The sequence below is a fragment of the Streptomyces sp. NPDC050842 genome (assembly GCF_044456565.1).
In the GTDB taxonomy this organism is placed as follows: domain Bacteria; phylum Actinomycetota; class Actinomycetes; order Streptomycetales; family Streptomycetaceae; genus Streptomyces.
In genome coordinates this window covers 178,636-204,042 of sequence record NZ_JBITGA010000011.1, presented here as the reverse complement: position 1 = coordinate 204,042, position 25,407 = coordinate 178,636, and the positions used below count along the sequence as shown (strand labels likewise).

Here is a 25,407-nt window from a genome sequence, read left to right as displayed (position 1 = left end):
CTCGTTCACAGGGGCGACCAGGGCAGGACGTTCTGTGCGTACACGTCCCACAGCTTGCCGGAGAAGAACCGTCCGAAGCGGCCCAGGGTGGTCACCCGGCCGGCGAGCGTCGGCGCTTCGACCCGGAAGGTGGTGAGCTGCTTCAGGAAGTCGGCCGGGCGGATGCGCAGGGTTCCCGAGGCCACCACCTGGGCTCCGGGCTCCTCGTCGACGCCGACGTGGCCACGGAGAACACGGGTGTGGAGGACGGACGTGTCCTTCCAGACTCCCCGGCGGGAGTCCTCGTTGACGTCCTTGTGTCCGCTGAGGGTGAGGGGGTGACCGGCGCGATCGGTGAAGAACAGGCGGTAGCGCATCTGGAGGTGTTCGGGGTCGGATTGTTCCACGAACAGCTGGAACGTCCCTCGCGTCACCGGAAGGCGTCCGCCCAGGGCCTGGCAGACGATCTCTCCCCGCAGCGAGGCCTCGTGCTCCGGATCGACGAGGAAGCGGTCCATCCCCTGGATGTCGACGGTCACATGCAGGGCCAGGTCGACGGCTGCTCCGTCCTCCTGCGGGTGCGTGTCCTGGACGTCAGGCTCGCCGAAGGCGACGCGTCCGACCATGCGTTCGGTGAAGCGCAGACGGGTGGGGTCGTCGGGGTCCGGAGGGGCGCCGGGCTTCCAGGGAATCCCCTGGTCGGTGCACCACTGGCGGGCGCGGTGGACTCCGAGTTCCACGGCCTGGGCGAATCGGTCCCTGCTGAAGTTGACGAGGTAGTTCAGCGGGACCTCGGCGCTCAGGAGTCTGACGTCGATGAGGCGTCCGAACTCTCCGTGCTCTCCCGCGCGGATGGCCGTGTTGCTGGCCTCGATCCGGCGAAGCCAGTGCTTCAACTGGCCGTTGGCGGTCGTTTCGATGATGTGGAAGTAGTTGGCCACGAAGCCGTTCCGCCAGCGGTGCCGCCGGCTGACCGTCCAGATGATCCACAGCTCGTCGCAGCCTCGCCGGATGGCCTCCTCGACGTTTCCGTCCGTCAGGTAGACCGGGTCGATGTACGTCTTCCCGTCGATCACGACGGGAGGGAACCACATGGGCAGTGCCACCCCGGCGCAGAAGCGGTCCTCGTCCATGCGGTCCGCGGTCACCGTCTCCAGCTCGTTGGAGCTGAAGTCGTAGAGGTTGAAGGTGGCTTCCCGGTCGGTGGCCCGGATCCGCTCCCAGTCCAGTCCCCAGTCCGGGAAGACGCGACGCCGGTAGCCGTCCAGGGTGAAGAGGGAACGGGCGTACGGTCCCTTCGGCAGCTCGCGCCAGTTCGGGGTGACGCCCTTCAGGGGGGAGAGGGTGCGCCAGTTGTCCGCGATCTCGCGCCCGGACATCCCCTGGCAGTACATCGCGAGGTTGAACACGCCTCCACTGGCACCGTCGACATGGTCGAACCGCAACTCGGCCTCGTCGAGGAGGACTTGCAGGACTCCCGCCTGGAAGGCCACCTTCAGGCCGCCGCCGGCGAGGATGAGGGATCTGCGGGGGGACGCGTCGCGGCGCTCGCCGCCCTGGCCGGTCGTCATGAGGGCTCCGCGGAGTGCTGTCGGTGATCCTCGATGATGCGGTCGGCCGACCGGTCGGCCAGCGCCGCGATGGTGAGCGAGGGATTCGGGCCTACGGGACCGGGCATCACCGAGCCGTCGGCGATCGACAGACCCGGGTAGCCGTACACCCGCCCGAAGGAGTCGACCACACCTTCCCGCTCATGGCGTCCCATCGGCGCTCCGCCCAGGGGATGCACGGTGATGAGGCGGTTCATCCACCACAGGGGACTGGAGGCGTAGCGCCCGCCGATGCTGTGGGACACGCGCCGCATGGTCGTGTTCATCTGGTCGAAGTACGGAGCCGAGGCGGTCAGGTCCCAGGCGAGGTCGAGGTGTCCGTCCCGGAGGAACATGCGGCCGTTGGGGACGTCCCTTCCCATGCCGAGCAGCGGCGCGGACGTCGCGGTGAACAGTCCCTTGCCCATGGCGTCGCCGAGTTGTCGCCCCACACGGCTCTTGGCCGTTCCCGTCAGCTGCGACCAGCCTCGCCGCAGCAGGAACCTCGCGACCCTGTTCGACATGGTGAGGACGTTGTGCTCGACGAGCCAGTTCAGGAATTCCGGGTATCCGGCATCCTCGATGTAGAAGCCCCGGACGCTCTCGCCGTTCTCGTCTCTCTCCTCGCGGTCCACGCGCATCGCACTCGTGATGACCGGGCCGAAACTCGGCTCCAGCATGCGCGGCTCCGTCTGCCCGGGCCTGCCCTGAATCCTCCGCCGGGCTTTGAGGACCAGTCCGAGGAAGTCGCCGTTTCCGGAGAAATGGGTGCCCAGCGCCGGACTGAGTGCGGGAAAGGCGCTGTGGTTTCTCAGCAGCAGATAGGTGGTGCCGAGGGTGCCGGCGGAGAGGACCAGCCGCTTGGCCCTGAGGGTGTGGACCTCGGGAGACGCGTGCGGATCTCCGTCCCCGGCGGAGTCGTGCTTGATGTAGGAGACCAGGAACCCCTGCGGGACCGGTTCGAACGAGCGGACCTCGCAGCCGGTCCGGATGTCCGCCCCGAGCTGGTCCGCGGCGCTGAGGTAGGTGAGATCGAGACTGTTCTTGCTGCCGAAGTTGCAGCCGAGGTCGCATTCGCCGACGAGCTTGCACGTGAAGCGGGGGCTGTGGTGGATGTTGTCCTCGCCGCCCGGAATGGGAGCGCCGGGCACGGCGGGGTCTCCGAACGACACGGCCAGCTTCGGACGCTCCCACGGAAGACCCAGCCGGGCCGCCGCCTCCTCCATGGCGAGGGTCTTGGGCGTGTCCTGATAGGGCTTCACATCGGACGGGTACCGCTGCGCTCCGAGCATGTCCTCGACCCGCTGGTAGTACGGATCGAGGTCCTGGCGTGTGACGGGCCAGTCCTCGTAGCCGCCGTCGAACGCCTCGTGGACGAACCAGCTCTCCGGCTTGCGGATCAGCACGTTGGCGTAGATCAGCGAGCCCCCGCCGAGCCCGCTGGACACCAGGGCGTCGAGCTTCGAGAAGCTCCACATGTCGTACATTCCGTACAGGCGGGAGTCCGGGTCCCAGAAGTTCTTCGCCGCGTCGTGCGGGCTACGCGGAAAGGACCCCGGCGGGAACGGCTGTCCTCTTTCCAGCAGGCATACGCTCAGATCGGCCTCGGCCAGACGAAATGCGGTGACGGATCCGCCGAAACCGGACCCGACGACGACGGCATCGAAGACGTCCACGCTCGCCACCTCTAGAAGCCGAAGCTGATGCTGATGCCTTGACTTCCCCCGCATGCGGTTGGTGCACGCACGACCCCCTTCAATGGTTCACCCGCGGGTCGTGACGCGCACGTCGAACCGCCGGACTACGCGGTCGCGGCCGGGTCGAGGGCCGGGCCGGCGGGCGGTTCGTCGGCCGCCGGTTCCGGCCGGGGACCCGGGAGTTCCTGCCCGGGTTCGTCGAGCTCCCCGCGGATGTAGTTCCAGACCACCGCGATCAGCGCGGCCGCGGGGACGGCGAGCAGGCTGCCCACGATGCCCGCCAGGCTGCCGCCGAGCGTCACCGCGAGCAGGATCACCGCCGCGTGCAGACCCAGGCCCCGGCTCTGGAGCATGGGCTGGAAGACGTTCCCCTCCAGCTGCTGGACGACCACGATCAGGGCCAGCACGATCAGCGCGTCGGTCGGGCCGTTCGACACCAGGGCGATGAGGACCGCGACGAGCCCCGCGAACAAGGCGCCGATGATCGGCACGAACGCGGAGACGAACGTCAGGACGGCCAGCGGAAGCACCAGCGGCACGTCGAGGAACCACAGGCCGAGGCCGATGAGGACGGCGTCGATCAGGCCGACGAACGCCTGGGATCGGACGAACGCGCCGAGCGTGTCCCAGCCGCGCGCGGCCACGACCGGGATGTCGGTGGCGAGCCGGCCGGGGAGCTGCCGGGTCAGCCACGGCAGGAAGCGCGGCCCGTCCTTGAGGAAGAAGAACATCAGGAAGAGCGCGAGGAAGGCGGTGACCACGCCGTTGAAGACGGTGCCGACCCCCGTCGCGACGGCGTTGACCATGCTGCCGATGCTGTCCTGGAGGCGGGCGACGGCGGTGTCGAGGGCGCCGTTGATCTGACTGTCGCCGATGTTCAGGGGCGGCCCGGCCGCCCACTCGCGCAGCCGCTGGATCCCTTCGACCACGCCGTCGGCGAGTTCGCCGGACTGGGACGCCATCGGTACGGAGATCAGCGCGACGATGCCCGCGATCAGCAGGAGGAAGAGCACGGTCACCGTGGTCGCGGCCAGGGCGGGGGGCCAGCCGTGCCGCCGCAGGAACCGGGCCGGCGGCCAGGTGAGGGTGGTGAGGAACAGGGCCGCGATCAGCGGCCACACGACGGACCACATCCGGCCCACGAGCCAGAGCGTCACCGCGGCCATCAGCAGCACGAGAAGCGATTCGGCGGAGACACGCGCGGCTGTCCGGAGCGCACCGGCGGATTTCGTGGAACTCAACATGGGAGACATCCAAGCAGGCGGCGCGCCTCGGCCGTACGGGCGGTCGCCGGGGGAGTATCGGTGCGGTGGGCGGCCCGCGTCGCGGGCCGCCCGGCACCGCTCCCCGGCAGGAAGAGGTCCGGTCATGGAACAGTTCGGCGGCCGTTACGGCGAGGCCGTGTTCCGTCCCGAGCAGGCGGGCGAGGGCGAGCGCATCGACTTCGGCGCCCTCGCCTACGACGACATCACGATGGCGCGGCTGCGGGCCCTCGGCGCCGGTCCGGGGTGGCGGTGCCTGGACGTGGGGGCCGGTACGGGCACGGTCTCCCGGCGGCTGCTCGCCGAGGCCGGGGTGACGAGCGTGCTCGCCGTGGACCGCGACGTACGGTTCCTCAGGGACCGGCCCCTGCCCGGGCTCGACGTGCTGGAGGCCGACGTCACCGCCCCGGACTTCGCCCCCGGCCGGTTCCGGCTCGTCCACGCGCGCTTCGTGCTGATGCACCTGCCCGAGCACACCCGCCTGGTCACCCGGCTCGCCGAACTCGTCGAGCCGGGTGGGGTGCTGGTGCTCAGCGACGCGGTCGACCTGACGAGCGGTCTGCCGGGCGACGTGAGGCCCGGCACTCCGTACACCGCGGCCATGCGGGCGATGTGGCAGGGGCTTCGGGACACCATCGGGACCGACGTCAGTCGGGTGCCGTCGTACCCCCAGCTCCTGCGCGGCGCGGGGCTCGTGCCCGTCGCCGCCGAGATCCACGTACCGCCGCTGCGGCCCGGCAGTCCTCTCAGCCGCTTCTGGGCGGACACCTGGCAGCGGAGCAGAGCGGCGATGCTCGCCACCGGCCTCGTCGACGACGCGGCCGTCGACGAGGCGGTCCGCTACCTGGAATCCGACGAGTGCGCCGCGCTGTCGGCCGGGATGCTCACTGCCTGGGGGCGGAAGCCCGGGGAATCCGCGCGCGCGTAGGTCGCGCGTGCGTATTGCCTTCGCCGTCATTCATTGCAACGCGTCATTGCATTCATGTGCAGCGCCATTGCATCAATTTACCGCGCTCTACCTGTGTTAACGCGATTCTCGCGATTGACGAGACCATGAACGCAACGTAGCTTTCGCCATGCGCAAACGCGCAATGTCGCGAGATGAGGAATGGCGATGACCGACACCGTCCACACCGTCCACACCGTCACGACGCTGCCGACCGAGCGTCCCACCGGCTGCCCCTTCGACCCGCCGGCCGAGCTCGTCGACGCCCGCCGGCACGGCCCCATCAGCCGCTACACCCACCCCGGCGGGAAGGAGGGCTGGCTGATCACCGGCTACGACCTGGTCCGGTCCGTCCTGGCCGACCCCCGCTTCAGCTCCCGCAAGGACCTCCTGAACGTGGTCGACTTCGAGATCCCGCCGGCGCCGCCCGGCGAGTTCCTGCTCATGGACGATCCGGACCACAGCCGTTACCGCAAGCCGCTGGTGGGCAAGTTCACCGCGCGGCGGATGCGGCTGCTCACCGAGCGCGTCGAGCAGATCACCGCCGACTGCCTGGACGCCATGGAGGAGACCGGGCCGGACGTGGACCTGGTCACCGCGTTCGCCAAGCCCATCCCCACCATCGTCATCTGCGAGCTGCTGGGCGTGCCGTACGAGGACCGGGACGCCTTCCAGGAGCAGATCGACACGTTCATGGGCGGGGAGACCGGCGACGAGGAGCTGATCGCGGCCTACACCGCGACCCAGGAGTACCTCGCCGAACTGGTGGCCGCCAAGCGCGCGAACCCCACCGACGACGTGCTCAGCGAACTCACCGACAGCGACCTCACCGACGAGGAACTGAAGGGCATCAGCCTGATCCTGCTGGCCGCCGGATTCGACACCACCGCGAACATGCTGGCCCTCGGGACCTTCGCGCTGCTGCGGAACCCGGAGCAACTGGCCGCGCTGCGCGACGATCCCGCGCTCATCGACCAGGCCGTCGAGGAGCTGCTGCGGTATCTGAGCGTCGCCAAGTCGTTCATGCGGACGGCGCTGGAGGACGTCGAGGTGGGCGGGCAACTGATCGAGGCCGGGACGACGGTCGTCCTCTCGTACAACACCGCCAACCGCGACCCCGAGCGTCACGCCGACCCCCATGTCCTCGACATCCGGCGGCAGTCCACCGGACACGTGGCCTTCGGTCACGGCGTCCACCTGTGTCTGGGCGCGCAGTTGGCCCGCGTCGAGATGCGGGTCGCGTTCAACGCGCTGCTCGCCCGCTTCCCCACGCTACGCCTGGCCGTACCGGCCGAGGACGTCGCCCTCCGTCCGGAGACCGCGGACATCTACGGCGTGAAGAGCCTCCCGGTCACCTGGGACTCGTGACCGGGAGCCGCGAGCGCCCGTTCAGGAGGCGACGGCCCGTACGTCGGCGTCGGCATCCGTGAAGGGTGGGTAGCTCTCGCCGCCCACGCGTTCCGCCGCGACGATGTAGTCGGCGAGGGCTTCGCGGGACTGGGCGAGCCGGTCCATCTGGTCGTCCAGTCGCCGCAGGCGCGAGCGCATCGCGGCCAACAGCTCCGGGCACCCGGCGAGTTCCGGCACCTCGCCGACCGCGCAGGGCAGCAGGTACGCGATGTCCTCCGAGGACAGCCCGGCGCCGAGCAGGTGCCGGATCTGCTTCACCCTCAGCAGGGCGCTCTCGTCGTACTCCCGGTAGCCGTTCGTGCCGCGGTCCGCCGTCAGCAGGCCCTGGGCCTCGTAGTAGCGCAACTGGTGGGCGTTGACGCCCGCCCGACGACTGAGTTCCCCGATACGCATCGAAACCTCGCTTGACCTTCACACCGGTATCAACGTTGACGATGCTGCCATGAACAACACACCCCACGCGCCCGTGACGGTCATCGGACTCGGACTGATGGGCCGGGCACTCGCCGGCGCGTTCCTGAACGCAGGGCATCCCACGACCGTGTGGAACCGTACGTCCGCCAAGGCCGCCCCACTGGTGGCCGCGGGCGCACGGTCGGCGCCGACCCTCGGCGACGCGCTCACGGCGGGTCCCCTGACGATCGTCTGCCTCACCGACTACGACGCCATGTACGAGCTGTTCGACGCGAACGACGTCCCACTGGACGGTACGACCCTGATCAACCTCACCTCGGGGAGCTCGGGCCAGGCGCGCGAAGCGGCCGAGTGGGCCGCGCGGCGCGGCGCCCGCTACCTGGACGGCGCCATCATGGCCATCCCGTCGGGGATCGGCACCGCCGAGGCGGTGATCCTCCACAGCGGTCCCCAGGAGGTCTTCGAGGCGCACGAGCCGACGCTCGAAGCCCTCGGCACGGTGACCCACCTCGGGGCGGACCACGGCCTGGCGTCCCTGTACGACGTGGCCGGCCTGACCATGATGTGGAGCGTCCTGAACGCCTGGCTCCAGGGCACCGCCCTGCTCAGGACGGCCGGTGTCGACGCCGCGACGTACGCGCCGTTCGCGCGGCAGATCGCCGCCGGAGTGGCCGACTGGCTGCCCGGGTACGCCGAGCAGATCGACAAGGGCTCCTTCCCCGCCGAGGTGTCGGCGCTGGAGACCGACGCGCGGGCGATGGACCACCTCGTCGAGGAGAGCGAGACGCTCGGCGTCAACGCCGAACTGCCCAAGCTGATCAAGGCGATGGCGGACCGCGCGATCGCCGCCGGGCACGGCGGGGAGCAGTATCCCGTGCTCATCGAGGAGTTCGGGAAGCCCCACACCGGCTGACCGGGCCGCTCCGGGTTGCTCCCGGGCCGCTCCCGGGTCACTCCCGGGGGTCGCCCGACCCCGGGGAGGTGCCGCTCAGCCCGTCGCGTGCCATGCCGTACTCGCGGGGGTGGTCACCCGCTCCGGGCAGGGCGAGGGCGGTACGGAACTCCTCGTGCGCCTCGGCGTGCCGGCCCGCCGCCGCGTACGTGTTGCCGAGGCGGATCCGGACCCCCATCTCCAGCCACGTGCTCGTGTGCCGGTTCAGCGCCGACAGCGCCTGGTGGTGGGTGTCGACGGCGGAGCGCAGATCCCCCTGTACGTGCTCCGCCACGGCGAGCCGTGACAGGCCGGCCGCGCGGAGCGGGAGGTCCTCGGCCTCGCGGGCCAGTTCGGCCGCCCGCCGGAGCAGGTCCGAGGCCTCCGCGTGCCGGCCGAGGGCCAGGTGGGCGTCGGCGGCGAAACACAGGGTGCTGCTGATCATCCGGGGGCGGCCGTTCTTCTCGGCGAGGGCGAGCGCGGTGGCGTAGTGGTCCAGCGCCTGCTCGTGCCGTCCCTGCCGGGAGTGGATCGCGCCGAGGTTGCAGTTCGCCGTCCCGGTCAGCCAGTCGTCGTCGAGAGCGGACGCCCGTTCCACCGCTTCGCTCAGCCGGGCCAGCGCCTCGTCGGTCCGGCCCAGCGTCATTGCCGCGGCGCCCATTCCGGCGATCGCCCGGGCCACGTCGCGCGGATCACCCTGGCAGCGGGCGTACCGCAGCGCTTCGGCGAACCGGTCGTGCGCCTGCCGGAACCGGCCCTGGTAGACGTCGACGATTCCCAGGCAGATGCGGAGCGAGGAGGGCATCCGGCGGTCGGTCGTCATGTCCGCGCATTCCAGGGCACGTTCCAGGGCGATACGGCACTCGTGGAAGTGGCCCTGGCGCGCCAGGTGGTCGACGAGGGCCTCGGCGATCCGGCAGGCGTGGTCGAACTCACCGGCGGCGGCCGCGAAGGCCACCACGTCGACCAGGTCTCCGCCCGCCGCGCTCAGCCAGGCGGAGGCCTCGCCCCAACCGGAGAACGGCGGCGGCCCTGTGACGTCCTGGCCGGTGGGGGAGGCCTCCGGCCACCAGTCGCTCGCGATGCGGCCCGCCGCCGCGTAGAGCCGCAGGACGGCGGTGCGGTCCGCGGCGGCTTCCAGGGGCGCTTCGGCCGCGAGACTCCGCGCGTGTGCCCGTACGAGATCGTGCAGCCGGTACCGGCCGGGATGCGGCTCCTGGAGCAGGCTCGCGTCGACCAGGTCCTCCAGGAGGGCCTCGGTGTCCTCGTCGGACCGGCCCAGCATGGCGGCGAGGGTGAGGGCGTCGAAGCGGGCGGTCGGCGCCGAACCCAACGCCCGGAAACCGCGCCGCAGTTCGGGCGTGAGCTGGTCGTACGACATCCGGAAGGCGGCCTCCACGCTGCGGTCCCCGGCCCTCAGCTCGCCGAGGCCGCGCGCGTCGTCGGACATCCGGTCGGCGAGGAAGGCCAGCGTCCAGGACGGGCGGTTCTGCAGCCGGGCGCTCGCGATGCGCAGCGCCAGCGGAAGGCCGCCGCAGCGCAGGGCGAGCTCGCGAGCGGCCTCGGGCTCGCGGTCCGCCCGGGACTCGCCGAGGAGCTCCCGGAACAGGCCGACGGCGTCGCCGGAACCGAGTGGCTCCACGGTGAGCCGGAGATCGGCGTCGAGGCCCGGCAGGCGATGCCGGCCCGCCACCAGGACCCGGCTACCCGGTCCCGCGGGCAGCAGCGGCCTGACCTGCTCGGCGCTGCGGGCGTTGTCCACGACCAGCAGCAGCCGCAGGCCGCTCGTCGCCGCACGCCACGCGGTGACGAGCTCCGTCACGTCGTCCGGGTCGATCCGGTCGTCCATGTCGGGCGAACCGTGGGGGAGTTCGGCGCCGGGCTCACGGACGGCGCGGAGCAACCGCCGCAGCGCCCGCTGCGGGCCGACGCTCTCGTGGGCGACGCCGTACGCGTGCAGGTCCACGAACAGGCAGCCGTCGGGGTAGGCGTCGCCCAACGCCCAGGCGGCACGTACCACCAGGGCGGTCTTGCCGACGCCCGCCGTGCCGTCGATCGTCATCACAGACACGGCGCCGGGCGCCACGGGGGCGGTGAGCAGGGCGAGTTCCGCCTCGCGGCCGACCAGGCAGGCGGTGTCGCCCGGCAGTTCGTTGCGCCGAGGGTGCGAAAGGGGACGCTGTGGGGGTGGCGAGTCCTGGAGCGGTGCGCCCCCGCCCGCGTCCGGGACGGCCGAGTCCGGGACGGCCGCGTCGCGGACCGACGTGCGCGGGACGGCCGTGTGCGGACCCGGCGCCCGGCCGAGCAGCAGCTCGTCCTCCCGGCGAAGGACGGCCTGGTGTACGCGGCGCAGCTCCTCGCCCGGTTCCACGCCCAGCTCGTCGAGGAGCAGCCGCCGCGTCTCCCGGTAGACGGCCAGCGCCTCGGCCTGCCGGCCGCTGCCGTACAGGGCGCGCATCCGCAGGGCCGCCAGCGGCTCGTCGTGAGGCCGCGCCGACGGCGCCTCCAGGAGACCGTCCAGGGCGTCCGGATACCGCCCGAGCAGCACCAGGCACTCGGCCCGGTCCTGGTGCAGGGCGCGCCGCTGCCGGGCGAGGCGGTGCCGCTCGGTGCCCGCGAGCGGTCCCGGCACACCGGGCAGGGGTTCGCCGCGGAGCAGTTCCAAGGCCCGGTCGCCGTGGTGGAGGGCGCCGCCGAGGTCACCGGCGGCCTTCGCGTGCCGCGCGAGGCCGATGTGCTCGGCGAGGTCGGCGAGGTCGGTCCGGGTCTCGCCCGGTACGAAGCGGTAGCCGCCGTGCCGTCCTTCGATCACCGACCCGGCGGGCCCGGCGCCCAGCGTGTCCAGGGCCTTGCGCAGGGCGTAGACGTAACTCGGCAGGACCCGGTGACCCGTCCCGGGAGGTTCGGTTCCCCAGACGTCGTCGAGGAGCTGCCCGTACGTCACGAAGGCCGGCGCGCGCAGGACCAGGGCGGCGAGGACGGCCTGCCGCCGTACCGGGCCGAGTGCGATCGGCGTCTCGCCGCGCAGTGCCCGGACGGGCCCGAGCAGCTCGATCCGCAGCCGCTCCCTCGTCCCGGCCGGAACCGCACCAGGCCTCCCTGCATCCACGCCCACTTCCCAGCCCCATGTCCCCGTGTTCCCTGCCCGCGCAGGAGTCCCAGTCTCCTGCATCAGCGGGATTTCATCCGCGCTGCAGAGTGCCTCTCCAGTGTGGGACTCGTCATGTCGGGTGCCGACGTGCCGGGCGGTGAGCGGGAACAGTCGGTCGGCGAACGGCAGCCGACACACCGTCAAGAGAGGACATGTCCCCATGTCGCATGCCAGTGGCACCTCCGGTGCACGGCCCACCCGCCGCGGCGGCCGGTGGGAGCGCTACCGGGTCACCCATCCCTTCTCCGCGCAGGACCAGGCGGCCCTGTGGGGGTCGATCGTGGGTGTCGTGGCCCTGGCGGCGCTCCTCGGCTGGGCCCTCGACATGAAGGGCGGAGTCGTCATCGTCGCGGCGGTGCCCTTCATCATCGCCTCGTTCGAGAACCGCCGCACGGCGTTCCAGTTCGACGCGGCCGGCGCCCGGTTCGGCACCGTGATGGTGCCGTGGACCGACGTCACCCAGTTCGTCGTGGTCACACCGGCGGACGGACAGCGGGCGCTGATCGGCGCGCGGTTCCGGCCCGGCGCGGCCCTTCCCGCGGGGGTGAGCGCCCTGGCGCAGGACCCCGCCATGCCCGCGCCGATCCATGTCGCCGTTCCGCGTGCCAAGTTCGATCTCGAGAAGATGGTCCACAAGGCGCGCCGCTACGCTCCGTCGCACCTCCAGATCGTGGTCGCCGACCCGTCCGGTGAACGAGTCGCCTCGTAATGGACAGTTCTCGGACCGGCGGACAGTAGGAGACACCGATGCACCACCCGCCACAGCCCTGGTACCAGCCGCACCAGTCACAGCAGCCGGTCCCGCACAACCCGTACGCCCCCGAGGGCTACACCCCGCCGGAGCCGCCGCCCCGCCGGAGACGCTTCGGCAAGGGGCCGCTGATCGCGACGGTCGTCGTCCTGCTGCTCCTGGCGGCGAGCGGAGGGGTGTACGCCCTCGCCGACGGCCGGTGGGGCGACCCGGCCGCGCCCGTGGCCGACAAGGCGCCCAGCCCGTCCGCGACGCCGACACCGTCCCGTACCCCCGCCGTCGCCACGCCGACGCCTAAGAGGATCCCGACGTCGGAGGAGATCAACGCGGGCCGCAAGGCCGGAGACGCCGCGGCGTGGATCGTCGACGACCGGACCGACCTGCCCCGACGCCACATCAAGCTCTACCCCCTGTGGATCGTCGGCGACACCGTCGTCCAGGCGGCCTACGAGAAGGTCACCGCCCGCCGCCTGTCGGACGGCGTCGAGGTGTGGAGCGTGCCGCTGCCCGCCTCGGTCTGCGAGGCACCGGCCAACCCGACACCCGACGGCAAGATCGTCGTGGTCTACAAGAGCAACCGGGCCTGGACCGGGAACCGCTGCAACCAACTCCAGATGATCGACCTCAAGACCGGCAAGGCAGGGTGGCGCAAGAGGCTCACCGAGACCGGCTCCATGGACGGCACCATCACGGTGAACAGCGCCATCAGCGGGGGTACCCTCGCGATCGTCCAGAGCATGAAGGCCGCCGCGTACCGCGTCGACACCGGCGCCAAGCTCTACGACATCCCGCTGGAGAACCCCGGGAAGTGCTACCCCGACAACCTCGCGGGCGGCCCCCGGCTCGTGGTGAGCTCCACCTGCGCGATCAGCGTCGACCGCGGCAAGTCCTATCACCAGCTCCGCGAGCTCGACCCGCGCACCGGCAAGGTCCGCTGGCGCTACCGCACCCAGCCGGGCTGGAGCGTCGGGAAGATGCTCTCCGTCGAGCCGGTCGTCTTCACCACCTACCACCACGAGAAGCGCACCGAGAATTGGCGGGTCGTGGCCCTGAAGCCCGGCGGAAAGCTCCGCGTCACCATCGACGCCCGGCCCAAGGGGTTCACGTACTGCGCCGACGCGGGGGACTCGGGAGGGAACATGCAGCAGTGCCCGGGCACCGCCGTCGGCAAGGACATCGTGTTCCTGGGCGGTACCGACCGGGTCGGCGGCTACAGCCTCGACACCGGGAAGCTCGTCTGGGGCGTGAAGTCCTCGGACACCACCCTGCACCCGCTGCGCACGGACGGCGGCCTGTTCGCACTCGTCTACGAGGCCCCCTCGGCCGACCGGCCGGGCGGGATCCTCCGGTTCGGCCCGGGCAGCGCGGACACGAAGAAGCAGGTGCTGGTCCATCCCATGACGGCCCGGTCCGTGGAACGTCGCATGCTGGCAGGACGCCTGGCCTATGTGAACGGCCGGATCGTGATCTCGCCGAGCGGGGTGTCCGGCAACGACGCGGACCACGAGGCACGCATGCTGTCCTTCGCTCCCGGGACCCCGTGACCGGCCGGCACGGACGGTACGGGCCGCAGGACTCCGCGGGCGATGAAGACCCGGTTACCGGTCAGTGATCACGCAGTGGTACCGGCCCGGTTACGGTCGGTGTCGTTCAGTGAGTCGCTTGACGTCTTCAGGAGAAGTGATGGGCAAGTACGCCGGCAAGAAGGCCGTGGTCATCGGTGGGACGCACGGCATGGGCCTCGCCATGGTGCAGGGGCTGCTCGACGGCGGGGCCGAGGTCCTGCTGACGGGGCGGAACAAGGACAACATCGAGACCGCGCGCCGCGACCTCGACGGGAAGGCCGTGCACGTCCTGCGGTCGGACGTCGCGAGCATGGGGGACATCGCGGAGCTGGGCGCGGCCGTCGAGGAGAAGCTCGGCCGCGTCGACGCCGTGTTCGTGAACGTCGGGTACGCCGCGCTCGAACCGATCGCCCTCGTCACCGAGGAGACCTACGACCGGCAGTTCGACGTGAACACCAAGGGCGTGTTCTTCACGGTGCAGAAGCTCGCCCCGCTCGTGAACGACAGCGGGTCGATCGTCTTCACCACGTCGATCGCCAACGTCACCGGCACCCCCGGCATGGGCGTGTACTCGGGCGCGAAGGCCGCCGTGCGCTCCTTCGCGCAGGTCTTCGCCGCCGAGCTCCTGCCCCGCGGCATCCGGGTCAACTCCGTCAGCCCGGGCTTCATCCACACCCCGACCATGGGCATCGCGGACGCCACCGCCGAGGAGCGGGCCATCCTCAGCAAGGTGGGCGACGAGCTCACCCCGATGAAGCGGCACGGCACGCCGGAGGAGGTCGCCACCGCCGCGCTCTTCTTCGCCTTCGACGCGACCTTCACGACCGGTGTCGAGCTGGTCGTGGACGGCGGGCTCACCCAGCACATCCAGCCGGTGCCGCCGCAGCAGTAGGAGAACCCGTGACCCGCGGAGCGGCATCGCCGCCCCGCGGGTCACGGTCGTCTCAGGCCCTGACGAGCCGCGACGCGAGCGCCCTCGGGGCCACCGCATCCGCCGCCGCCCGGCCCGACTCGATCGCCCCGTCGACGAAGCCGTTCCACACACTCGCGAGGTCGCCGCCCGCGAACGCGATCCGGCCGTACGGCCGCTGGATGTCCGGCAGTTGGCGGAGAAGCTGGCCGGGGCGGCGCAGTGCCTGGGCCCCCCGGGCGTACGGGTCGGATCCCCAGTCGTGCGAGCGTACGGAGGCGACCTGGGCGGTCGGCAGGTACTCCCGGACGGCGGCCTGCACCTGCGCGAGGTTCGTCGGGTCGAAGGTCGGGTCGAAGGCGAAGCCGATCATGAGGTGGCCGTCGGTCAGCTTGGCGGTCGGGAAGAGGCTCTCGATGCGCTGGCCCTCGTACCCCTGGCAGAGGCTGAGCGGGGTGACGCCCTTGACGTGCATCCACAGCTTGACCGTGCGGCGCACGCCGATGCCCTCGGCCGCCGCGTCGGCGTGCACCTTGGGCAGCCCCGGCGCGAAGGTGATGTCCTTCCACACGTTGGTGGGCACCGCCACGACGACGTGCGAGGCGCGGAAGGTCCCGCGGTTGGCCGTGACGACCGAGACGCCGCTGCCGGTGTCCGCGATGGCGGTGACCGGGGTGTTGAGGCGGATGGTCAGCGGCTCCTCGTACAGCATCGCGCGGACGAGCCCGCTCATGCCGTTGAGGCCGACGCGCTGCGACATCAGGGAGAACCAGCCGTCCGCGTTCCACCCGGTGTGCGCCCACCACTGGGCGAGCGAGGTGAGGGCGCCGTCCTTGCTGGAGCCGCCGGCGAACCCCGCGACCTGCGAGCTCAGCCAACCCGCGTCCTGCGCCGGGAGGTTGAGCTGGGCTATGCGGTCGTGCAGGGAGAGCGGGTCGACCGACCGCAGCAGGTCGGCGCGGAACAGCGGGTCGCGCGGCCGCTCGAAGTACTGCCGGGAGCCCTCGAAGAGCTGCGTCAGCATCTCGCCGAGGCGCCCGAACACCTCGCCGGGCGCGAAGGTGGTCGGACCGCTCGCGGTGGGGTAGATCGCCACCTCCGGCTGGATCTCGGTGACCAGCGGGATGCGGTACCGGTTCAGCTCCTCCATGGCGTACGTCTGCGCCGGATGGATCCACTGCCCGCCGAGCTCGATCTTCCGGCCGAGGTAGCTGTCGGTCCACACCCGGCCGCCCACGCGGTTGCGGGCTTCGAGGACCAGGACCTGGAGGCCGCGCGACCGGAGCTCCCGGGCGGCGGCCGCACCGGCGAATCCCGCGCCGACGACGATGACGTCGAAGTCCCTCCGGGCGTCCTCGGCGACCTGGGCGGGGCCGGCGTGCGCCGTGCCGCCGAAGGCGAGCGATCCCGCCGAGGCGGCGACCGCCGCAAGACCCGTGGCCTTGAGCGCGGTACGGCGGCCCACCGGGCGATGAGCGCCGGAGCGCGACGGCGTCCTGTCGGTGTTCACGATGTCTCCTCGATGTTTCTGCGACGTTCTGCGATGTTCGGCGTGCGATCGCGACGGGCGTTCCGGATTGCGTGATTCCCGGACGGCCGAGCGAAGGTAATCAGCCGAATTCCGTACCGGTGCGAAAGTAGCCGAGGTCCCGCCGCACCCTGCCCAATGCATGCTCACGGGTCGGTAATAGGCGGCGGATGAGCCGGCGGAGAGGGGACGGTTTCCCGCCGGTTCCCGAACGGTGGGGCTGTTCGACGACGGTGGAGGAGCAACGGGACGCCGAAGGCTCCGGCCAGGGCTGCGGACGAGGGGGGACCTGATGGCGCGTGACCATCGACACCGTCGGTCCGGCGCGCCACTCCTGCGGGAACGTTCGGCCGATGTGAAATCATGGCAATCGGCGGTGAAATGTGCAGTCGGATATGTCCTGGATTTCTGACCACTCTCCAGGAGGCTGAATGTTTCAGGCCGAGAAACAGTAAAATCCAGCCAAGGGCGAATGATGTCCGAATGCGGGGGAGCATGGCGACACGCCGGCAGAAGAGAGCGATTCGGTCGAGACGCCGACACGGGGACGTGAGTGGGGCCATTGGGGCAATCGTCGGATCTTGCGCAGTCCAGGGGGACACATGCACATTCACATGTTGGGGCCGTTGGAGGTCGTATCCGAGGGCGGCGGGACCGTCTCGCTAGGAGGTTCCCGGCAGCGGGCGACCCTGGGGTTCCTCCTGCTGAAGGCCAATAAAGTCGTCGCCACCAGTCAGTTGCTCAACGCCGTGTGGTCCGCGGACGACGCCCCGAGCTCGGCGCGGAAGATCCTGCAGAACGCGGTCTGGGGACTCCGGGGCGTCCTCCACAACGGCGCGCAGGGCGGATCCGGCAGCCGGACCACGCAGCCCCCCGCCCTGCTCACCCAGGCACCCGGGTACATGCTGCGCGTCGAACCGGAGCAGGTGGACCTCTTCCGCTTCGAGCGGCGCGCGGTCCAGGGGCGGGCGGAACTGGAAGCCGGCCGGACCGAGTCCGCGGCCCGCCTCCTGAAGGAGGCGCTCGACCTCTGGCGCGGACCCGCGCTGACGGACCTGGTGGAGACCGGGATCTCCTGGCCCGAGCTGTCGGCCGTCCAGGGCGCCCGTACCGACGCCATGGAGGACTACTTCGAGGCGCAACTCGCCCTCGGACGCCACCACTCCGTCCTCGGCGAGCTCGAGACGCTCGTCGAGAGGGAGCCCCTCCGCGAACGGGCCTGCAGCCAGCTCATGCTGGCGCTCTACCGCTGCGGACGACAGGCCGACGCGCTCAACGTGTACGGCCGGATCCGCTCCGCCCTCGTCGAGAACCTGGGCCTGGAACCCGGCCACGAACTCCGCACCCTCCAGCAGGCCATCCTCACCCACGACCCCGCCCTCACCTTGCAGGGCCCGGCCACCTCGTACGAGTTCACCCAGGTCACCGCCGCGACCGAGCGCGCGGTCGCCCTGCGGGGCGCCACCAGAGCCCCCGCGTACCGGGCCGGCTCGGGCACGTCGGCCGCGCAGCCCGCGCCGGCCAATCCGGCCGACGGGGCGGCGGCGGGCCCCGCGGAGGCGAGCCCGCCCGGGGTCCAGCAGACCGTGGTCTCCGAGCACCGCAAGGTGGGTGTCGTCCTCCTCAGGACCGAACTCCACGCCCACGCCTCCGAGACGGGCATCGAGGCCGACCGGCTGCTCCAGGGGACGGCGGCCGCCGTCAAGGAGGAGATCGAACGCCACGGCGGGAACATCGCCGGCTCCGTCGGCCCGTTCTCGCTGGCGCTGTTCGGCGTGCACCGCGGCCGAGCGGACGACGCCGAACGCGCGGTCCGCGCCGCCTTGGCCATCCGTGACCGGCTCGCCCCCACCGAGCGGCTCGCCGTCAAGGCGGCCGTCGATGTCGGCGAGGCGCTGGTGCGCTACCTCCCGGGTGACGAGGAGACACCGCCCTCGGCCGTCGGCGCGCTGATGGACGAGTGCCACCGGCTGCTCGCGGTCGTTCCCCAGGGCGAGGTCAGGGTGAGCGACAGCACGTTCCGGGAGACCGAGTCCGTGATCGCCTACGAGCCGGCGGAGGATCCGTCGAGGGGATGGCGGGTCAGGTGCGGCAGCGAGGAGCCGACCGACCACCACGGCGTGCCGATCGTCGACCGCGAGATCGAACTCGAAGTGCTGCGCGGACTGCTGGAACTGGCCCGACACCGCGGCAACCCGCACCTGGTGACCCTCCTCGGCCAGGGTGGCGTCGGGAAGACCCGGTTCATCGTCGAGCTGGAGCACCGCATCACGGGCCGCCCGCACGCGCCCCTGTTCCTGGCGACGAGGGCCACCCTCCTGTACGGCAGCCACCCGCTCTCCGCGCAGATCGCGATACTGGCGTCGTGCTGCGGGATCCAGCAGGGCGACTCGGGGAAGCAGGCCCGGGCCAAACTGGCCAGCACACTCCATCAGCTGGTGCAGTGCGAGGAGACGGCCGGCCGGCTGCTGCCGTACCTCAGCCCGCTCGTCGACCCCGAGGGCTCGGAGATCCGGCAGCCGATGGTCTCCGAACTCCTCAACGCCTGGTACGAGTTCGTGGGCCTCGCCGCCGAGGAGCGGCCCCTCGTGATCGTCGTCGACGACCTCCACCGGGGCGACGACCGGCTGCTCGACTGCGTCGAGCAGCTCCCGGAGAGGGTCGGCGCCGTACCCCTCGTGGTGATCGCGGCCGCCCGCCCCGAACTCCTGGAGCGCCGCCCCGACTGGGGCAGCGGCAGCCGCCAGGCGACCACCCTCACCCTCGAACCGCTCTCGGACGCCGCCGAACAGCGACTCCAGGAGCTGCTGTCGGCGTCGGCCCCCGGAGACGCGCAGGAGGTGGCGAGCGGGACGGCGGGCGCGATCACGGCAGGCGGGGGCCGGAGTCCCGGTGTCCGCGCCGCCCGGTCGGTGCTGCGCCTCGCCGAGTTCCGCCACGCCGGAAAGGGCGGCGGTGGGGCAGGCGGCCATGGGGTCGTCGGTCCCGGGACCGGTGGCCATGGGACCGGTGGTCACGGGGCCGGCGCGCAGGAACCGGTCCAGCGCGTCCAGAGCGAGCGCCAGTACGGCTAGACAGACCGCGGAGAGGCAGACAGCGGAGGGAGAGCGCGGAGAGGTAGACCGAGACCGGCTGTGGAGCAGACCCTCCACAGTCGACGACGGTGTGGCCCGTCCCGGACGGGACGGGCCACACCGGTCACGCGGATCCGCGGCCCTCACACCCCTCCACCGGTGAGGCGCTTCTCGTCCCCGTCGCGCAGCACGGAGGCCACCGCACGCAGGGCCTCCGCGAGCCGCTCGATCTCCGCGTCCGTGAGATGCACCGACGGCGCGAACCGCAGTGTGTTCCCGGCGCTCGCCGTGGGGAACGTCCGCACCCGGTGCTCCCGCAGCAGATAGCCGGACAGGGTGTACCCGAGCAGGCCGGACCTGGCCCCGTCCCGCACGACCGCGGAGGACGACTCCGACTGGTCGTGGAACTCCAGGCCCAGCATCAGCCCCTTCCCGCGCACGTCCTTCACGACGTCCGGGAAGTCGGCGCGGACCCCTTCCAGGGCCTCGGCGAGCCGGGCGCCCCGCTCCCGCGCGAGCCGGTAGGCGAGGCCGTCGTCAGCCTCCAGCATCTCCAGGACCTTCAGCGCGATCGGGGTGGAGAAGCCGTCCTTCGCGAAGGTCGAGCTGTGGACGAGCTCGAACTCGTTGCGGTAGCGGCCGCTCCGTACGAGCATCACCGACGTCTTCGCCAGGCCGCCGCCCAGACTCTTGGCCAGCACGTAGTAGTCGCCCCGCAGGCCGATCAGCGAACTCGCGAGGAACGCGCCCGTGCGGCCCATCCCGCTCTGGATCTCGTCGATCACCACCGGGATGCCGGCGGCGTCGCACTCCCGGCGGACCGCGCCGGCGAACTCCCGCGTCAGCGGGACGATGCCGCCCTCGCCCTGGATCGGCTCCAGCAGGAAGGCCGCCACGAGCGGGAAGGGCCGCTCGACGACGGCGACCACGCCGTCGCGCACCACGAGGTCGCGGACCGCGGTGCTCTCCTCGGCGATGATCCCCCCGAGGGCGTCGGGACGGTCGAGCGGGACGAACCTGGCCCGGTTCGCCAGCGCCGTGAACGGGGTCCGGTAGGCGGCGTTGTGCGTCAGCTGGACACTGCCGACCAGCTTCCCGTGGAAGGAACCCTCCAGGGTCAGGAAGACCGGAGGCCTCGACATGACCTGCGCGTTCGCACGGGAGACCTCCTCCGCCAGGGCCGCGAAGTCCTGGTGCTCCCCGTCCGGCAGGACCGCCTCGCCGGACTCGACCGCCGCCCGCGCGGCGGCGGCGTGCTCCGCCAGCTCGGCGACGAGAGCGCCCGCCTGGAGCACCCGGTCCAGCTCGGCGTGCTTGACGGCCGCCTCGATCGCCTCGGCCCCGCTGTTGGCGAAGATCGCCGCGTACTCCTCGTCGGCTCCCGTCTCCCTGCGGACGATGCCGCTGAGCAGGGCGGCGACCTCCTGGGCGCACGAGTTGCGCGAGAACTGGGCGTTGACCGGGATTCCCTCGTCGAGGAGACGCCTCGCCCGCGCGACGATCTCGGGATGGTGATGACCGAAGATCAGCGAGCCGTAGCCGCCCGCGGCGTCCAGGACCGGGATCTCCTCCCCGTCGTCGCCTCGGAAGAACAGCGTATTCCCCTCGGCCCGCGTGTATTCGACATCGAGACCGACGGAGGTGAGGAAACCGAGCAGATAAGGCTCGGAGATTCCGGGTTCATCGGTTACGGAGTTCATGACGCCCCCTCTTCTTGGATACCGGGGACCCTACCCACGGGGCGGCGGAACGGCGCCGCCACCGGGTCACGACGTGGTCACCGGCCGGTCGAGGCTGAGCGTGAACACCCCAGGTCCACGCGTTACTTGAGGATGAACAAGCGTCAGAATGCCGTCCGATACGTTGGCCTGGTGCTCCCACATCCGAATTCCGAAAGAGGCGGCATGAGTTTCTCTTCCGTAGCGACGGGGATTCCCGATCCGGACATCCCCGCGTGGTGGCGCGGCCTGGACGACCGGGAATCGGTCGGCCGGCTCTCCGCCGCCGACTGCCTGGAGCTGATATTCGCCCGCATCCCGGTCGGCGAGGGCGCCCGCGCCTGGTCCTCCGCACCGGCTCGCACGGCGGGGGCCTGAGATGCCGCCCGTACGGCCCGTCGCCACCGACGTGACCGCCGCGTCGCTGCGGGAGGTGATGTCCCGGTTCGCCACCGGCGTCGTCGTGCTCACCGTCGGCGGCGAGACGCCTCACGGCATGACGGCCAACGCCTTCAGCTCCGTCTCGCTCGATCCGCCGACCGTGCTCTGCTGCATCGGCCGCAGCGCCGTCATGCACTCCGCGATCACCGACGCCGGACGCTTCGGCGTTTCCGTCATGAGCGCCGAACAGGAGGAGACCACACGGTACTTCGCCGACAAGAAGCGGCCGCTCGGGCCCGCCCAGTTCGAGGGCGTCGACTGGCTGCCCGGCCCGGGCACCGGCGCCCCGCTGCTCTCCGGGGCCCTGGCGTGGCTGGAGTGCGAGGTCACCGAGGCGCACGAGGTGGGCGACCACTCCGTCTTCCTCGGCGAGGTGGTCAGCGCGGTGAACGGCGCCGTCGGCGACGGACTCCTGTTCTTCGAAGGCCGGTTCCAGCGGACCGGCACCACCCCCGGCCGCTGAACGCACGGCCCCGAACCCCCTCATGCCGGTGATCCCGGCGGCCGGACGGCCGCCGGGATCACCGGCATGGACACGCACTGGCCCGGGGCCTCCCGGCCCCGGGCCATCGCCCGCTCGCCTAGAGGAAGGGAGTCTCCGGGTCGAGGCCCAGGAGCGCCCGGCCCTGGACCTCCAGGTTGCCGTTCAACTGCGCCAGCGCGTGCAGGGAGAAACCCTGGATGTCGCGGTGGAAGCGCTGCAACGGGACACTGCGCTGGATCACCGACCCGCCGCTCGCGTTGAACAGCACCTCGACCGCCTCCTTCGCGAGCTGCGCCGCGAAGGCCGTCTGGCCGCGGACGACGGCCTTCTCCTCCAGCGACAGCTGCTCACCGGCGTCGGCCCGCCGCTGCATCAGCTCCAGCCACACGCCGGCCAGGGCCTCCGCCGCCGTGATCTTGTTGGCGGCGGTCGCCACCTGGATCTGGGTGAGCGGGTGCTGAGTCTGGTCCGTCCACGAGGTGTACGTGATGCCGCGCCCCGGGAGACGCTCGACGAACAGGTCGTACGCGCCCTTGGCGATGCCGATGAACACCGCGGCGGCCGCGGCCATCACCTCGCTCACGAACCCGTACTCGCGGCCGTCCGCACCGCCGTTGGAGCGGTCACCGGTCGTACTGAACAGCAACTCCTCGAAGCGCCCGACCCGGTAGTCGGGGACGAAGACGTCGTCGGCCGAGGAGGTCGCGCTGCCCGTGCCGGAACCGGCCGACACCTGCCAGTCGTCGACCACCGTCATGTCGGACATCGGCAGCAGCGCCATGACCTCCTCGAGGGAGCCGTCCGGGTGCTCCAGCATCGCCGAGGCGAAGTTCCACTGGGCGCCCCGGCATCCGGAGTTGAACCGCCAGCTGCCGGTCAGCCGGTAGCCGCCCTCGACGGGCGTGAGCCGGCCGGTCGGCGCGAAGGCGCTGGAGACCCGGACCGAGCCGTCGGTGAAGAGCTCCTCCTGCGCCCGGTCGGGATAGAGCGTGGCCGCCCACGCGCTGGTCGCCCAGACGAACGTCACCCACCCCGTCGAGGGGCAGCCGCGCGCCACCTCGGCGATGACCTTGGACTGGTCGGCCAGGTCGAAGTCCAGGCCCCCGAACCGCTTCGGGACGGCGATCCGGAAGACGCCCGCCTTTTCCAGGAGCTCGATGTTCTCATCGAGAATCCAGCCGCGGTTCTCCGACTCGATACCGTTCTCCCTGAGCGTCGGCACGATGCTCCGGACGGATTCCAGTACGGATTCGAGTTCAGCGTTCATGCTCATGCGATTCCCTCTCCCTGCTCGATCGTCTCGTTCCGGCGTCGAGCGTACGGCCGGCCGTTCCCCGGGCGATCGGACCGTGGTCACGAGGTGGTCACCGGGGTGCGCGGGAATTCCCGATTACCAGGCAATTACCGGGCGATTCGCGGACAGTGGACGGCGGCGGCCCCCAGCGCCCTTTGATTCCCCGGGAGCCGCGGATATCTGTGGCAGCATGACTCGCATGTCAATCTCCTGGCCCGACCGCGTAGTTACCACCGCCACCGACTGCACCGACATTCTGCAGAAGGTCGCCGATCAGGACTGGTCCGTCAAAGCCCGGGACAGCGACTGGTCCTGTCGCGAAGTCCTCGACCACACCGCCCTTGGTCTCGTCGGCTATTCGGCGCTCCTCATCGCCCGGCCGTCCGACCGCTTCACCGGCATGCTCGCCGGCTTCAACGAGCAGGCGCCGATCCCGGTCTGCCTCGAAGGCGTCCGCGTCTGCGCCACCATCCTGGCCTCCGCCGTGCGGGAGGCGGACCCGCAGGTCCGTGCCTTCCACCCCTGGGGCAACTCGGACGGCCCCGGCTTCGCCGCCATGGGCGTCGTCGAGATGCTCGTCCACACGTACGACGTCGCCGACGCTCTGGGCCTCGACTGGCTGCCGGCGGACGACCTGTGCGCACCTGCCGTCGAGCGGCTCTTCCCGGACGCCCCGACAGGGCACGCCCCCGCCGAGACCCTGCTCTGGTGCACGGGCCGCATCGACCTTCCCGGGCTCGCGCGGCGACGCGACTGGGGCGGCTGGGACGGCACCGTCCGCTGACCGTCCCGATCGCTGACCGCACCGTGCGCCGACCACTCCGTTCGACGTACGGGAGCGGCGGGAGTACGGCAGAGTCGTGAACGGGAATCCGAACGGGCGCCCGAGCGAGGGCAGGAGGAGGGGCAGCAGTGGACGTCACATGGCTTCGGCGATTCGGTGGGGTGCCGCAGGGGGACGCGGAGAGAGGGTTTCGGCTGGTCTGCTTCCCGCACGCGGGCGGCGCGGCCACCTCGTACGTGCCCTTCTCCCGCCTCCTGAGCCCCGCCGTCGACGTGCTGGCCGTGCAGTATCCGGGGCGGCAGGACCGGCATCGTGAGCAGCCGGTCGAGTCCGTCACCCGGCTCGCCGAACTCGTCGCGGACGCCCTGGACCCGGCGGACGGCCGGCCGTACGCCTTCTTCGGGCACAGCATGGGGGCGGTCGTCGCCTACGAGACGGCCCGCAGGCTCGCCGCACGGTCGGCGCCCGGCCCCCTGCGGCTGTTCCTCTCCGGGCGGGCCGCGCCGGAGCCCCGGCCCCAGGCCGCCGACCGGATGACCAGCGACGCCGACGTGATCGCGGCCATCCGGATGCTCGGCGGCACGGGCGTGGGCGTCCTCGACGACCCCGAGTTGATGGAGATGGCCCTGCCGGCCCTCCGCGCGGACTACCGGGCCATCGGCGCGTACGCCTGGCAGCCGGGCCCGCCGCTGGACTGCCCGATCACCGTCCTCGTCGGCGACACGGACCCCGTGGCACCCGTCGAGCGGGCGGCGGCGTGGAGCGGATTCACCGCCGCGGACACCGATCTGCGGGTCTTCCCCGGCGGCCACTTCTACCTCGACGGCCACACCGAGGAGATCGGCGACGTGATCACCGCCGCGCTCGGCCTGCGCGTCTGACACCCACCGTGGCGCCGCCGCCACGACGGAGAAGGGCCCTGCTTCCGGTCGACCGGAAGCAGGGCCCCTTCTCCGTCCCGTCAGGCGTCAGCTGCCGTTCGGGTAGTCGATGGCGAAGCGCCACTTCCCGTCCGCGCCGAGGCGCAGGACGTCATTGCCCACGCCCTCGTGGACCTCGGCGACGCCATCGGCGCCGGTGACGTCGATCCGCCAGTCCACGACCAGGAGCGCGGCGTCGCCGGCCACGTAGGAGTGGCGGAGCGTGGCCGTCATCCTCGGACCGAGCGCGAGGAACTCCGCGAGGGCGTCCTTGCGGGCCTGGCCGGTGAGCGGCTTGTCCGCCTCCCAGGCGGAGACCGCCGTCTCGGTGTAGAGCAGGTTGACGAGATCAGGGTCGCCCGAGTTGAACGCCCGTACGTAGAGCTCGGTCTGCCTGGTCGCGTCGTCGGTGAGAGCGAAGTCGTCTATAAGGCTCGTCATGGCGAATTCATGCCCGCTTTCCCTGTGAACTGCACGGCTAATTCCACTGGCGCTCGAAGGCTATCTCCGACTGTCTCACGAGAGGTTCAGCGAGGAGTAACCGACCGCCCATGAGTGA

20 protein-coding genes are annotated in these 25,407 nt (G+C 71.3%); 11 read left to right on the top strand and 9 right to left on the bottom strand.

Annotated elements, in window-relative coordinates; translation table 11 throughout:
- Window positions 1–5: 5 nt before the first annotated feature.
- From ACIBG6_RS32170 to ACIBG6_RS32160, 3 genes are all read right to left on the bottom strand, one after another.
- Window positions 6–1,550 carry a patatin-like phospholipase family protein gene (locus ACIBG6_RS32170; protein ID WP_399226248.1) on the bottom strand — a complete coding sequence of 515 codons (1,545 nt, stop codon included), beginning with the start codon at window positions 1,548–1,550 and terminating at the stop codon, window positions 6–8.
- Entirely contained in the window at window positions 1,547–3,244 is a 1,698-nt protein-coding gene (locus ACIBG6_RS32165; protein ID WP_399226247.1) for a GMC oxidoreductase, read from the bottom strand. Before ACIBG6_RS32165 ends, ACIBG6_RS32170 begins: the two co-directional genes overlap by 4 nt.
- A 125-nt stretch (window positions 3,245–3,369) precedes the next feature.
- Window positions 3,370–4,518: an AI-2E family transporter gene (locus tag ACIBG6_RS32160; RefSeq protein WP_399226246.1), complete on the bottom strand. Its 1,149-nt coding sequence runs from the start codon at window positions 4,516–4,518 to the stop codon at window positions 3,370–3,372.
- 115 nt (window positions 4,519–4,633) lie between these two features.
- Here ACIBG6_RS32160 and ACIBG6_RS32155 point away from each other — a divergent pair, with 115 nt between their 5' ends.
- The gene (locus tag ACIBG6_RS32155; protein ID WP_399226244.1) at window positions 4,634–5,455 is read left to right on the top strand and encodes a class I SAM-dependent methyltransferase; all 822 of its coding nucleotides are present in this window, start codon (window positions 4,634–4,636) and stop codon (window positions 5,453–5,455) included.
- 186 nt (window positions 5,456–5,641) lie between these two features.
- Complete coding sequence (locus ACIBG6_RS32150) at window positions 5,642–6,841, top strand: cytochrome P450 (protein ID WP_399226242.1); 1,200 nt, start codon at window positions 5,642–5,644, stop codon at window positions 6,839–6,841.
- A gap of 21 nt (window positions 6,842–6,862) precedes the next feature.
- Here ACIBG6_RS32150 and ACIBG6_RS32145 read toward each other — a convergent pair whose 3' ends face one another.
- On the bottom strand, window positions 6,863–7,276 hold the full coding sequence (locus ACIBG6_RS32145; RefSeq protein WP_399226241.1) for a MerR family transcriptional regulator: 414 nt from the start codon (window positions 7,274–7,276) through the stop codon (window positions 6,863–6,865).
- A 49-nt stretch (window positions 7,277–7,325) separates the two neighbouring features.
- Between ACIBG6_RS32145 and ACIBG6_RS32140 the strand changes: the two genes are divergently transcribed.
- Entirely contained in the window at window positions 7,326–8,210 is an 885-nt protein-coding gene (locus tag ACIBG6_RS32140; RefSeq protein ID WP_399226240.1) for an NAD(P)-dependent oxidoreductase, read from the top strand.
- A gap of 37 nt (window positions 8,211–8,247) precedes the next feature.
- Here ACIBG6_RS32140 and ACIBG6_RS32135 read toward each other — a convergent pair whose 3' ends face one another.
- On the bottom strand, window positions 8,248–11,337 hold the full coding sequence (locus ACIBG6_RS32135; protein ID WP_399226239.1) for an AfsR/SARP family transcriptional regulator: 3,090 nt from the start codon (window positions 11,335–11,337) through the stop codon (window positions 8,248–8,250).
- A 202-nt stretch (window positions 11,338–11,539) separates the two neighbouring features.
- On the opposite strand from ACIBG6_RS32135, the gene ACIBG6_RS32130 reads away from it, so the two are divergent.
- From ACIBG6_RS32130 to ACIBG6_RS32120, 3 genes are all read left to right on the top strand, one after another.
- Complete coding sequence (locus ACIBG6_RS32130) at window positions 11,540–12,088, top strand: hypothetical protein (RefSeq protein ID WP_399226238.1); 549 nt, start codon at window positions 11,540–11,542, stop codon at window positions 12,086–12,088.
- Window positions 12,089–12,126: 38 nt separating this feature from the next.
- Window positions 12,127–13,674: a PQQ-binding-like beta-propeller repeat protein gene (locus ACIBG6_RS32125; RefSeq protein ID WP_399226237.1), complete on the top strand. Its 1,548-nt coding sequence runs from the start codon at window positions 12,127–12,129 to the stop codon at window positions 13,672–13,674.
- 139 nt (window positions 13,675–13,813) lie between these two features.
- Complete coding sequence (locus tag ACIBG6_RS32120; protein WP_399226236.1) at window positions 13,814–14,587, top strand: SDR family oxidoreductase; 774 nt, start codon at window positions 13,814–13,816, stop codon at window positions 14,585–14,587.
- A gap of 52 nt (window positions 14,588–14,639) precedes the next feature.
- Here ACIBG6_RS32120 and ACIBG6_RS32115 read toward each other — a convergent pair whose 3' ends face one another.
- Window positions 14,640–16,115, bottom strand: coding sequence for an FAD-dependent oxidoreductase (locus ACIBG6_RS32115; RefSeq protein ID WP_399226235.1), 1,476 nt, complete (start codon window positions 16,113–16,115; stop codon window positions 14,640–14,642).
- Between the two features lie 644 nt (window positions 16,116–16,759).
- On the opposite strand from ACIBG6_RS32115, the gene ACIBG6_RS32110 reads away from it, so the two are divergent.
- Entirely contained in the window at window positions 16,760–19,207 is a 2,448-nt protein-coding gene (locus ACIBG6_RS32110) for a BTAD domain-containing putative transcriptional regulator (protein WP_399226233.1), read from the top strand.
- 143 nt (window positions 19,208–19,350) lie between these two features.
- Here the strand turns inward: ACIBG6_RS32110 and ACIBG6_RS32105 are convergent, their stop codons facing one another.
- A complete protein-coding gene (locus ACIBG6_RS32105; RefSeq protein WP_399226232.1) occupies window positions 19,351–20,907 on the bottom strand; it encodes an aspartate aminotransferase family protein in 1,557 nt (518 codons plus the stop codon).
- A 204-nt stretch (window positions 20,908–21,111) separates the two neighbouring features.
- On the opposite strand from ACIBG6_RS32105, the gene ACIBG6_RS32100 reads away from it, so the two are divergent.
- Together ACIBG6_RS32100 and ACIBG6_RS32095 are read left to right on the top strand one after the other, a co-directional pair.
- Window positions 21,112–21,303, top strand: a complete 192-nt coding sequence (locus ACIBG6_RS32100) for a hypothetical protein (RefSeq protein WP_399226231.1) — start codon at window positions 21,112–21,114, stop codon at window positions 21,301–21,303.
- Between the two features lies 1 nt (window position 21,304).
- Window positions 21,305–21,829 carry a flavin reductase family protein gene (locus ACIBG6_RS32095; protein ID WP_399226229.1) on the top strand — a complete coding sequence of 175 codons (525 nt, stop codon included), beginning with the start codon at window positions 21,305–21,307 and terminating at the stop codon, window positions 21,827–21,829.
- Window positions 21,830–21,947: 118 nt separating this feature from the next.
- Here the strand turns inward: ACIBG6_RS32095 and ACIBG6_RS32090 are convergent, their stop codons facing one another.
- A complete protein-coding gene (locus ACIBG6_RS32090) occupies window positions 21,948–23,123 on the bottom strand; it encodes an acyl-CoA dehydrogenase family protein (RefSeq protein ID WP_399226228.1) in 1,176 nt (391 codons plus the stop codon).
- Between the two features lie 220 nt (window positions 23,124–23,343).
- On the opposite strand from ACIBG6_RS32090, the gene ACIBG6_RS32085 reads away from it, so the two are divergent.
- Both ACIBG6_RS32085 and ACIBG6_RS32080 read left to right on the top strand, forming a co-directional pair.
- On the top strand, window positions 23,344–23,928 hold the full coding sequence (locus tag ACIBG6_RS32085; protein WP_399226226.1) for a maleylpyruvate isomerase N-terminal domain-containing protein: 585 nt from the start codon (window positions 23,344–23,346) through the stop codon (window positions 23,926–23,928).
- Window positions 23,929–24,056: 128 nt separating this feature from the next.
- Window positions 24,057–24,809 (top strand): thioesterase II family protein, encoded by a 753-nt coding sequence (locus ACIBG6_RS32080; protein WP_399226224.1) that lies wholly within the window; start codon window positions 24,057–24,059, stop codon window positions 24,807–24,809.
- An 87-nt stretch (window positions 24,810–24,896) separates the two neighbouring features.
- On the opposite strand, the gene ACIBG6_RS32075 is transcribed toward ACIBG6_RS32080, so the two are convergent.
- Window positions 24,897–25,289 carry a YybH family protein gene (locus ACIBG6_RS32075; RefSeq protein ID WP_399226223.1) on the bottom strand — a complete coding sequence of 131 codons (393 nt, stop codon included), beginning with the start codon at window positions 25,287–25,289 and terminating at the stop codon, window positions 24,897–24,899.
- Window positions 25,290–25,407 lie beyond the last annotated feature (118 nt).

Excerpts from the sequence above, each read along its gene's own strand:
- ACIBG6_RS32170 (WP_399226248.1), bottom strand. The coding sequence starts at position 1,550 with ATGACGACCGGCCAGGGCGGCGAGCGCCGCGACGCGTCCCCCCGCAGA.
- ACIBG6_RS32160 (WP_399226246.1), bottom strand. The coding sequence starts at position 4,518 with ATGTCTCCCATGTTGAGTTCCACGAAATCCGCCGGTGCGCTCCGGACA.
- ACIBG6_RS32155 (WP_399226244.1), top strand. The coding sequence starts at position 4,634 with ATGGAACAGTTCGGCGGCCGTTACGGCGAGGCCGTGTTCCGTCCCGAG.
- ACIBG6_RS32150 (WP_399226242.1), top strand. The coding sequence starts at position 5,642 with ATGACCGACACCGTCCACACCGTCCACACCGTCACGACGCTGCCGACC.
- ACIBG6_RS32145 (WP_399226241.1), bottom strand. The coding sequence starts at position 7,276 with ATGCGTATCGGGGAACTCAGTCGTCGGGCGGGCGTCAACGCCCACCAG.
- ACIBG6_RS32140 (WP_399226240.1), top strand. The coding sequence starts at position 7,326 with ATGAACAACACACCCCACGCGCCCGTGACGGTCATCGGACTCGGACTG.
- ACIBG6_RS32130 (WP_399226238.1), top strand. The coding sequence starts at position 11,540 with ATGTCGCATGCCAGTGGCACCTCCGGTGCACGGCCCACCCGCCGCGGC.
- ACIBG6_RS32125 (WP_399226237.1), top strand. The coding sequence starts at position 12,127 with ATGCACCACCCGCCACAGCCCTGGTACCAGCCGCACCAGTCACAGCAG.
- ACIBG6_RS32120 (WP_399226236.1), top strand. The coding sequence starts at position 13,814 with ATGGGCAAGTACGCCGGCAAGAAGGCCGTGGTCATCGGTGGGACGCAC.
- ACIBG6_RS32105 (WP_399226232.1), bottom strand. The coding sequence starts at position 20,907 with ATGAACTCCGTAACCGATGAACCCGGAATCTCCGAGCCTTATCTGCTC.
- ACIBG6_RS32100 (WP_399226231.1), top strand. The coding sequence starts at position 21,112 with ATGAGTTTCTCTTCCGTAGCGACGGGGATTCCCGATCCGGACATCCCC.
- ACIBG6_RS32095 (WP_399226229.1), top strand. The coding sequence starts at position 21,305 with ATGCCGCCCGTACGGCCCGTCGCCACCGACGTGACCGCCGCGTCGCTG.
- ACIBG6_RS32090 (WP_399226228.1), bottom strand. The coding sequence starts at position 23,123 with ATGAGCATGAACGCTGAACTCGAATCCGTACTGGAATCCGTCCGGAGC.
- ACIBG6_RS32085 (WP_399226226.1), top strand. The coding sequence starts at position 23,344 with ATGTCAATCTCCTGGCCCGACCGCGTAGTTACCACCGCCACCGACTGC.
- ACIBG6_RS32075 (WP_399226223.1), bottom strand. The coding sequence starts at position 25,289 with ATGACGAGCCTTATAGACGACTTCGCTCTCACCGACGACGCGACCAGG.